This window comes from Dietzia sp. B44 (assembly GCF_014145245.1).
GTDB classification, from domain to species: domain Bacteria; phylum Actinomycetota; class Actinomycetes; order Mycobacteriales; family Mycobacteriaceae; genus Dietzia; species Dietzia natronolimnaea.
Genome location: NZ_JAALEF010000047.1, coordinates 1 through 6,109 on the forward strand (window position 1 = coordinate 1; position 6,109 = coordinate 6,109).

The window sequence follows — 6,109 nt, forward strand, 5'->3', positions numbered from 1 at the left end:
CAAGACCTTCCCCCGGGTCCGGCGGGTATCCCGGGCGGTGCCCGTCGTCCCGGCGCACGCCCCGCCCGGCCACCGGATTCGGACCCGGGCCGCCGACTACGGGATGATGACCGGGTGAACCAGAGCGAGAGCCCCCGACCGGCGGACGGCGACACCCCGGACGGCGACACCCGGGGCGGTGCGACCCCCGACCACGACCCGCGTCTGTTCCCCAGGGTCACGGCCTACCGGTTCCGGCGCGGCACCCTGCGTCCGGGGCAGCAGCGGAACTGGGAGGAACACTGGCCGACCTACGGCCGCAACGTGGCGGACGACCTCGTCGACCCGCAGGCCCTGTTCGGTCGCGTCGCGCCTCTGATCGTGGAGATCGGCTCCGGGACCGGGACGTCGACCGCGGCGATGGCGGCCGACGAGCCCGATGTGGACGTGCTCGCGGTGGAGGTCTACCAGCCGGGTCTGGCCCAGCTCCTGGGGATGATCCTGCGCGAGGGGCTCGAGAACGTCCGGATGATCCGCGGCGACGGGGTGGACGTGCTGACCAACATGATCGCGCCGTCGAGCCTGACCGGCGTGCGCGTGTTCTTCCCGGATCCGTGGCCCAAGGCCCGCCACCACAAGCGGCGGCTCCTGCAGTCGGGCACGTTCGAACTGATCTCCTCGCGCCTCCGTCCCGGCGGTGTGCTCCACGTGGCCACCGACCACGCGGACTATGCCGACTGGATCGCCGAGACCGGCGACGCGGAACCCTCACTCGAGCGGCTCGACGCCACGACCGGGGCCGGACACGTACCGTTCAGTCTGAAAAGACCCGTGACGAAGTTCGAGGGCAAGGGTCTGCAGGAGGAGCGAGTGATCAACGAGTTCCTCTGGCGTCGTAGAGACTGACAACCCCGTATCTACAAGAAGACCGAGGCAGCAGACGATGACCCCACCTGACGGACCGGACGCCCACGACCTCTCCGACGTGGTGCCGCCCGACGCCCCGGGCCTGGTGCTGCTCGTCTGGGACGCCCCCAACGTGGACATGGGCCTGGGCTCGATCCTCGGCGGCCGTCCCACGGCCGTGTACCGTCCCCGTTTCGACGCGCTCGGGCGGTGGCTGCTCGGGTACGCGGCCGAGTTGTCGGTGACCACCAACGACACCCTCGAGGCCGAGGCGACCGTCTTCACCAACATCGTCCCGGGCACCTCGGACAACGTCCGCCCCTGGGTCGAGGCCCTGCGCAACGTCGGCTTCGCCGTCTTCGCCAAGCCCAAGACCAGCGAAGACTCCGATGTCGACGACGACATGCTCGAGCACATCGACCGGCGCGCCGAGTCCGGCAGGCTCGCCGGTGTCGTGGTGGCCTCCGCCGACGGCCAGGCGTTCCGCGAGCCGTTGGAGGAGCTCGCCGACGAGGTCCCCGTCACCGTCATCGGGTTCCGGGAGCACGCCACCTGGGCCGTCCAGCACGACACGATCCGATTCCTCGACCTCGAGGACATCCCAGGCGTGTTCCGGGAGCCCCTGCCCCGGGTCAGCCTGGAGAACCTGCCCGACGAGGGTGCCTGGCTGCAGCCGCTCCGGCCGCTCACCGCCCTGCTCAACTCGCGTTAGGAGCGCGCAGCCGTGTTCAACTCACTCGGAGGGTTCGTCGCCCGCCGCCGCGTCCCCGTCCTGCTCTTCATGGTCCTGGTCATGGCCGCCCTCAGCGTCGCGGGCAGCATGTTCGGCAACGCCTTCGGTCAGGGGGGCTTCGAGGACCCGAAGAGCGGGTGGGCGACCGCCGAGCGGCTCGAGCAGGAGGCGTACGGCCGCGACGCGCTCGGCGACGTCGTCGTCACCTATCACGCCCCCGAGGGCACCACGGTCGACGATCCCGCGTTCCAGGACCCCGTCCGGGCCTCGCTCGACGCGATCCGCGACGAGTTCCCCGACGAGGTCACCGGCGTGACCAGCTTCGTCTACAACCAGTCCCCCGCCCTGGTCAACCGTGACGAGGGCATCGCGGTGGCCTCGATCCAGCTGGCGGGCGAGGAGGAGGAGATCCTCGAGAACTTCCGGGTGATCGAGAACCGGATCGACGTCGACGGCATCGAGACCGACGTCGCCGGCGTCCAGGCGGTCGCGGGAGCGCTGCAGGACGGCATGGACGCCGACCTCGTCCGGGCGGAGCTCATCGCGCTGCCCCTGGTGTTCGTCCTGCTCATCGTGGTGTTCGGCGGCGTGGTGGCCGCGTTCCTGCCGGTGGCCGTGGGCATCCTGACGATCCTCGGGTCGATCGGCGCCCTGCACCTGCTGTCGTTGGTGGTGCCGGTCAACTCGTTCGCCCAGAACGTGGTCACGCTGATCGGCCTGGGGCTGGCGATCGACTACGGCCTGTTCGTGGTGAGCCGGTTCCGGGAGGAGATGGCCGAGGGGTACCCACCGGTCGTCGCCGTACGCAGAGCCGTGGCCACCGCCGGCCGCACCGTGGTGTTCTCGGCCGTCATGGTGGGCGTGACCCTGTCCGGGCTGCTGATCTTCCCGCAGGACTTCCTCAAGTCGGTGGCCTATGGGGCGATCGCCGCCGTCATCCTGGCCGCGCTGCTGTCGGTGACGCTGCTCCCGGCGGTGCTGGTGATGTTGGGGCACCGCGTCGACATGCTCGGCATCACGCGCCTGCAGCGGCACCGCACCCGCGAGCAGGTGGAGAACGGGCTGTTCGGCCGGGTCGCCGACTTCTCGATGAAGCACCCGGTGGCGGTGGCGGTGCCCGTCGTGGTGGTCCTCGTGGCGCTCATCATCCCGTTCTCCGGGGTCAAGTTCGGCGGCATCAACGAGACCTACCTCCCGCCGGACAACACCACGCGCGTGGCGCAGGAGCAGTACGACCAGAACTTCCCCGGCACCCGCACCGACCCGGTCAAGCTCGTCGTGATCGGGTCGGACGGCACCACGCTCTCGCAGATCCGCGCCGAGGCCAACAACGCGCCCGGGCTCACCGGTCCGTTCCAGTTCGCCCGGTCCGGACAGCAGGACGACCAGGGCCGCGACGTGGTGGTCCTGCAGTCCGGTCTGGTCGACCGCAACTCACCGGCCGAGACCGTCGAGTACCTGCAGCAGTTCCCGATCCCCGCCGGCACCGAGGTCCACGTGGGCGGGAACCCGGCCATGGAGTCCGACTCGGTCGACGCGCTGGTCGACGGACTCCCGTGGTTCGTGTTGTACGTGCTGGTCGCCACCACGATCCTGATGTTCCTGGCGTTCGGCTCGCTGGTGCTGCCCATCAAGGCGGCGATCATGAACCTGCTGGGCCTGGGCGCCACGCTCGGGATCCTCACGTGGATCTTCGTCGACGGGCACCTCGCCGACCTGCTCGGCTTCACACCGGGGCCGCTCACCTCGCCAGTGGTGGTGCTGCTGATGGCGATCATCTACGGGTTGTCCACGGACTACGAGGTGTTCCTGGTGTCCCGGATGGTCGAGGCGCGATCCCGGGGCGCCAGGACCGCCGAGGCCATCCGCAGCGGTGTGGCCAACACCGGTCGGATCATCACCTCGGCCGCGCTGATCCTCATCGTGGTGACCGGTGCGTTCGCGTTCTCGGACATCGTGATGATGAAGTACATCGCGTTCGGCATGATCGCCGCCCTGATCATCGACGCCACGGTGATCCGCATGCTGCTGGTGCCCGCGGTCATGCAGATGCTGGGCACCGACAACTGGTGGGCCCCCCGGTGGATGAAGCGGGTCCAGGAGCGGATCGGCCTGGGCGAGGCCGAGATCGGCGACGAGCCCGAACACCTGCAGGGCGGCCCTGCCCGGGTCGGGTCGGCGGGACCGGTCAGGGTCACGGAGACGGGCGTCCCTGACACCGCACCCGCAGGACCTGTCGCGGGGAGCCCCACTGACGGACCCTCCGTGACGCAGGCGCCGGGATCGGCGGTGGGGCTCCTCGAGCGCGAGCCCGAAGCGGAACCTGTGCGCGAGCCGGAACCTGTGCGCGAGTCGGAACCTGTGCGCCAACCCGCGCCCGAACCTGTGCGCGAGCCCGAACCCGACCTCCGGACCGCACCCCGGCCCGAGCACCGTCGTCGGGACGGGGGCGGCGGGGAGAAGATCCCCGCCGCGGAGCTGATCGCCCGGCTCCGGCAGGAGCGGGAGCGGGAGAGGGAACGGGATCGCGACGCGTGAGGCCCCGCCCGACCTCCGGAGTGTGAACCTGGGCCGAGGCCGGTCCGCGGGTTATGGTGGCGGGATGAAGGGGACCCGGGGCGCCGTCCTGCGCCGTCGTGTCCGGGTGGTCCTCGTCAACCCCTGGTTCAAGGCCTTGGCGACCCTGGCCGTCCTGGGCTTCGTCCTCTACTGGCTCCGCGGGCAGATGCCGTTCTTCGCCGAGGGGTTCTCGGCGGTCACCAGCCCGCACTGGGGTTGGGTCGCGGTGGCGCTGGTGTTCTCCTACCTCTCCATATCCAGCTACGGCTCGGTGCAGAAGGTGCTGCTGCAGTCGGCGGGCGTCAGGGTGGGGTACTGGGCGAGCGTCGGTCTGGTCTTCTCCGCCAACGCGTTCTCGACCTGTATCCCCGGCGGGCAGGTCTTCGGAACCACCCTGACCTACCGGAAGACCCGCCAGTGGGGCGCGACCCGGGTGGTGGCGTCGTGGCAACTGGTGATCTCCGGAGTGCTGTCCACGGTGGGGATCGTGCTGCTCGCGTTGATGGGCTTCTTCCTGGTGGGCCGCGTGTCCAACCCGTTCCTGCTGATGCTGTCCGCGATCGGCCTCGTGGCGATCGTGGTGGTGGTGCAGTGGGCCGCCAGGAACCCCGACAGGATCGAGGAGGCCCTGCTGTCGTTGTTGGCGTGGGTCAACGCCCGGCGCCGCCGGCCCGCAGACCACGGTGCGACCGGGGTCCGCAAGATCGTGGAGCAGGCCGAGGCGGTCGAGATGACCAAGACCCAGTTCTCCAAGGCCTTCGCGTTCTCACTCCTCAACTGGGTCGCCGACATCGGCTGCCTGTGGGCGGCCGCCCACGCGGTCGGCGCCCAGCCCAGCATCGGCGGTCTGTGTATCGCCTACGTCACCGGCAAGATCGTGGCCTCCGCGCCGATCACCCCCGGTGGTCTGGGAACGGTCGAGTTCGCGCTCATCACCGCGCTCACCGCGGGCGGGCTCGGTGCGCACCAGGCGTTCGCGGCGGTGTTCCTCTACCGCATCGTCAGCTTCGTCCTCGTGGCGCTGGCGGGGTGGGTGGTCTTCTTCCTCTTCTACCGCGGTGCGGTGGAGATCGATCCGGATGCCGAACCCGCGGAGGACGACACCCCGCGCGAGGACGCCTCGTCGTCGTCGCCCCGCCTCCACCCCGACCAACCAGCCGTGATCGCCGCCCCGCCCGCCGGTCTCGCCGCGATGTGGCCGATGAGGGGCACGCCGTGGCGCGCCACCGTCCCCCACTACTCCGGGCCGATCCCCCTCTTGCGCGTCCGGGAGGACGGGACCCGGGACGCCGGGGAGGGTGAGGCGTCCTGCTCGCTGGGCGGCGGCGAGCACCGTGACGAGAGGGATCGGTGAGCCGAGTGGCCCTGCCGCTGATGTTCCTGTTGGACGCCGTGCTCGTGGGGGTGTTCGCGACCTTCGGGCGCGGCGCCCATTCCGAGGGCCTCGGGATCGGGCAGGTGTGGGGGACGGCGTGGCCGTTCCTGGTGGGTCTGGTGGTGGGGTGGGTCGTGGTGCTCGCCACGCGCCGCGACCCCGGGACCATCCGGTCGGGTGTCCTGGTGTGGGTCGCCACCCTCGTCGGCGGGATGCTGATCCGCGGGATCGGTGACGGACGGGTGCCGCACTGGAGCTTCATGGTGGTGGCCGCGATCGCCACCGGGGTGTTCCTCCTGGGCTGGCGGGCGCTGCGCGCGGCGGTGTCCCGGCGCCGGTCGGCCTAGCTCGTCAGAACCCCTAGCGGAACTCGGGCGGGATCTGGTCGAGCATGTGGGCCGGGACGGTGACGGTCTCGGGCAGTCGGACGCCGTCCGGGGCGGGCAGTCCCTCCGGGACCACGATGGTGACCGGTTCCGCGCGTCCTCCGGCGACGGGGGCGGGGGCGGGATCGAGGACGGGTGCGGCATCCGGCGCGGGGGCGGCGACGGGTGCGG

5 protein-coding genes and 1 pseudogene are annotated in these 6,109 nt (G+C 70.7%); 5 read left to right on the plus strand and 1 reads right to left on the minus strand.

Features of this window, described 5'->3' with window-relative positions; genetic code table 11:
* Positions 1-114: 114 nt before the first annotated feature.
* The 5 genes from trmB to G6017_RS02015 all read left to right on the plus strand — a co-directional run bounded on the left by trmB (position 115) and on the right by G6017_RS02015 (position 5,899).
* Positions 115-885, plus strand: coding sequence for a tRNA (guanosine(46)-N7)-methyltransferase TrmB (trmB, locus tag G6017_RS01995; RefSeq protein WP_182615657.1), 771 nt, complete (start codon positions 115-117; stop codon positions 883-885).
* 37 nt (positions 886-922) lie between these two features.
* Entirely contained in the window at positions 923-1,597 is a 675-nt protein-coding gene (locus G6017_RS02000) for an NYN domain-containing protein (RefSeq protein WP_179523595.1), read from the plus strand.
* A 12-nt stretch (positions 1,598-1,609) separates the two neighbouring features.
* The gene (locus G6017_RS02005; protein ID WP_182615659.1) at positions 1,610-4,156 is read left to right on the plus strand and encodes an MMPL family transporter; all 2,547 of its coding nucleotides are present in this window, start codon (positions 1,610-1,612) and stop codon (positions 4,154-4,156) included.
* A 64-nt stretch (positions 4,157-4,220) separates the two neighbouring features.
* Positions 4,221-5,531: a lysylphosphatidylglycerol synthase transmembrane domain-containing protein gene (locus G6017_RS02010; protein WP_182615661.1), complete on the plus strand. Its 1,311-nt coding sequence runs from the start codon at positions 4,221-4,223 to the stop codon at positions 5,529-5,531.
* On the plus strand, positions 5,528-5,899 hold the full coding sequence (locus G6017_RS02015; RefSeq protein ID WP_375544356.1) for a DUF3054 domain-containing protein: 372 nt from the start codon (positions 5,528-5,530) through the stop codon (positions 5,897-5,899). Before G6017_RS02010 ends, G6017_RS02015 begins: the two co-directional genes overlap by 4 nt.
* 13 nt (positions 5,900-5,912) lie before the next feature.
* On the opposite strand, the pseudogene G6017_RS02020 reads toward G6017_RS02015, so the two are convergent.
* Positions 5,913-6,109, minus strand: a pseudogene (locus G6017_RS02020) (glycoside hydrolase family 25 protein); the annotation flags it as partial.

Coding starts and splice junctions, on each gene's coding strand:
- G6017_RS02000 (WP_179523595.1), top strand. CDS start 923: ATGACCCCACCTGACGGACCGGACGCCCACGACCTCTCCGACGTGGTG.
- G6017_RS02010 (WP_182615661.1), top strand. CDS start 4,221: ATGAAGGGGACCCGGGGCGCCGTCCTGCGCCGTCGTGTCCGGGTGGTC.